Raw genomic sequence first — 2,135 nt, 5'->3', positions numbered from 1 at the left:
AAAGCTGTCTCTTTTTTATTAAGCCGTTAGCAACAATGTTTACGAACAGAGCCAATGGATATCAATCCATTCACCTGATAACACTTTCTATTAATCTGCATTAAAAATATTTTTCATAAATAGTACATTATTAAGTATAAATTTTTTGATTCTGGTAATAATGTAACTATAAATAAAGATATTATAAGAAGGAGACCTGTCTTATGGATACTAATTATCTTCCCGAGCAACTACCTGACACATTAGATGAATTTTTGGAATTATTAAAAACACTATTAATCAATTAACATACAAAACAACTTTTTTAATCCATAGATTTATAGAATAGCTTATCCCATGACTCCTTAGTAACTAAAGTGAAATCGTTTATAATGTGCTCCAAAACTAGTCATTTTAGATAAAAAAGAAGAAACCAACGTTTCTTCGTAGAAAGGTTGGTTTCTTCCTAATAATTGCTCCAATCAGTGATGTGGAGTCTTTACTTCCTTGATAAAATCGACGAAATGTTACATATGGCTAACACCTTGAACAAACTAAAAGAAACAATTGAAAAAAAGAAAGACCTCTTAAACAACATAATTCACTTAATGGGAAAGACATATAAAGAAAAAGATAATACCGTCAAAGAATTGAATGAAAAATTAGATAGGCTATTTACCAAATGATGATTATGAAAGAAGCACAGCAGGCTCGAGAACAAGTCGTTGCTACTAAATACCATGGTACAAACATTTATTTAATTCTCCAACTAAAAAAACTAACCTAGAAAGGTTAGTTAGGATACGCGCCTTAGAGGATTCGAACCTCTGACACACGGCTTAGAAGGCCGTTGCTCTATCCAGCTGAGCTAAAGGCGCACTATATTATAGTATGTATATGATATTCTTCATGTTATAGAATTAATCTCAAAAAAGCTCCGCAGGTAGGATTCGAACCTACGACCGTTCGGTTAACAGCCGAATGCTCTACCACTGAGCTACTGCGGAATAAAACGTATGATGGTGGGCCTAAGTGGACTCGAACCACCGACCTCACGCTTATCAGGCGTGCGCTCTAACCAGCTGAGCTATAGGCCCGTTATGTTGTTGGAGCGGGTGAAGGGAATCGAACCCTCATCATCAGCTTGGAAGGCTGAGGTTTTACCACTAAACTACACCCGCATAAGGAATTTTAAAGGCAGCAACCGGATTTGAACCGGTGAATAAAGGTTTTGCAGACCTTGGCCTTACCACTTGGCTATGCTGCCAAAATGACTGGGCTAGAAGGATTCGAACCTTCGCATGACGGAATCAAAATCCGTTGCCTTACCGCTTGGCTATAGCCCAATAATAGAATTTGGATGGGGCGACTGATGGGAATCGAACCCACGAATGTCGGAACCACAATCCGATGCGTTAACCACTTCGCCACAATCGCCATTATAAGATTATTGAAATATAAATGGTGGAGGGGGGCAGATTCGAACTGCCGAACCCGAAGGAGCGGATTTACAGTCCGCCGCGTTTAGCCACTTCGCTACCCCTCCAACTAATTATAGGGAGACAAACTAATGGTGGCTCAGGACGGAATCGAACCGCCGACACAAGGATTTTCAGTCTTTTGCTTACCTACTGAGCTACTAAGCCACACAATCTATATGAATAGTAGTTTTTATGGCGGTCCGGACGGGACTCGAACCCGCGACCTCCTGCGTGACAGGCAGGCATTCTAACCAGCTGAACTACCGGACCCTATGATAAAAATTGATCATAATAATTTCAAAAAAATGAAGGAGGTAGAGGGATTCGAACCCCCGCGAGCCGTTAAGCCCCTGTCGGTTTTCAAGACCGATCCCTTCAGCCGAACTTGGGTATACCTCCGTTATAATTGGTGGAGCCTAGCGGGATCGAACCGCTGACCTCCTGCGTGCAAGGCAGGCGCTCTCCCAGCTGAGCTAAGGCCCCATTTTTAGTTACTGTATGGAATGGTCGGGAAGACAGGATTCGAACCTGCGACCCCTTGGTCCCAAACCAAGTGCTCTACCAAGCTGAGCTACTCCCCGTTCATCTATAATGGCGCGCCCGAAAGGAGTCGAACCCATAACCTTCTGATCCGTAGTCAGACGCTCTATCCAATTGAGCTACGGGCGCATATCA

14 tRNA genes are annotated in these 2,135 nt (G+C 42.1%); all 14 read right to left on the bottom strand.

From position 1 onward, the window contains the following. Positions 1–783: 783 nt before the first annotated feature. A tRNA-Arg gene (locus tag BN349_RS22745) sits at positions 784–857 on the bottom strand. A gap of 57 nt (positions 858–914) precedes the next feature. Further along, positions 915–986 (bottom strand) — tRNA-Asn (locus BN349_RS22740). Positions 987–999: 13 nt separating this feature from the next. After that, a tRNA-Ile gene (locus BN349_RS22735) sits at positions 1,000–1,076 on the bottom strand. A 10-nt stretch (positions 1,077–1,086) separates the two neighbouring features. Beyond that, a tRNA-Gly gene (locus BN349_RS22730) sits at positions 1,087–1,160 on the bottom strand. Between the two features lie 14 nt (positions 1,161–1,174). Beyond that, positions 1,175–1,246 (bottom strand) — tRNA-Cys (locus tag BN349_RS22725). Positions 1,247–1,253: 7 nt separating this feature from the next. After that, positions 1,254–1,325 (bottom strand) — tRNA-Gln (locus BN349_RS22720). A gap of 15 nt (positions 1,326–1,340) precedes the next feature. Beyond that, positions 1,341–1,416, bottom strand: a tRNA-His gene (locus tag BN349_RS22715). A gap of 25 nt (positions 1,417–1,441) precedes the next feature. Further along, positions 1,442–1,525: transfer RNA gene (locus BN349_RS22710), tRNA-Tyr, on the bottom strand. Between the two features lie 25 nt (positions 1,526–1,550). Next, positions 1,551–1,625: transfer RNA gene (locus BN349_RS22705), tRNA-Phe, on the bottom strand. Between the two features lie 28 nt (positions 1,626–1,653). Beyond that, positions 1,654–1,730: transfer RNA gene (locus BN349_RS22700), tRNA-Asp, on the bottom strand. Between the two features lie 39 nt (positions 1,731–1,769). Then, positions 1,770–1,859: transfer RNA gene (locus tag BN349_RS22695), tRNA-Ser, on the bottom strand. Positions 1,860–1,867: 8 nt separating this feature from the next. After that, positions 1,868–1,943, bottom strand: a tRNA-Ala gene (locus BN349_RS22690). Positions 1,944–1,964: 21 nt separating this feature from the next. Continuing rightward, positions 1,965–2,041: transfer RNA gene (locus tag BN349_RS22685), tRNA-Pro, on the bottom strand. An 11-nt stretch (positions 2,042–2,052) separates the two neighbouring features. After that, a tRNA-Arg gene (locus BN349_RS22680) sits at positions 2,053–2,129 on the bottom strand. Positions 2,130–2,135: the final 6 nt, after the last annotated feature.

The organism is Bacillus sp. AP8 (assembly GCF_000321185.1).
GTDB lineage: Bacteria > Bacillota > Bacilli > Bacillales > DSM-1321 > Bacillus_AD > Bacillus_AD massilioanorexius.
Note: the sequence above shows the minus strand (reverse complement) of the source record. Positions and strands in the feature narration are given on the sequence as shown.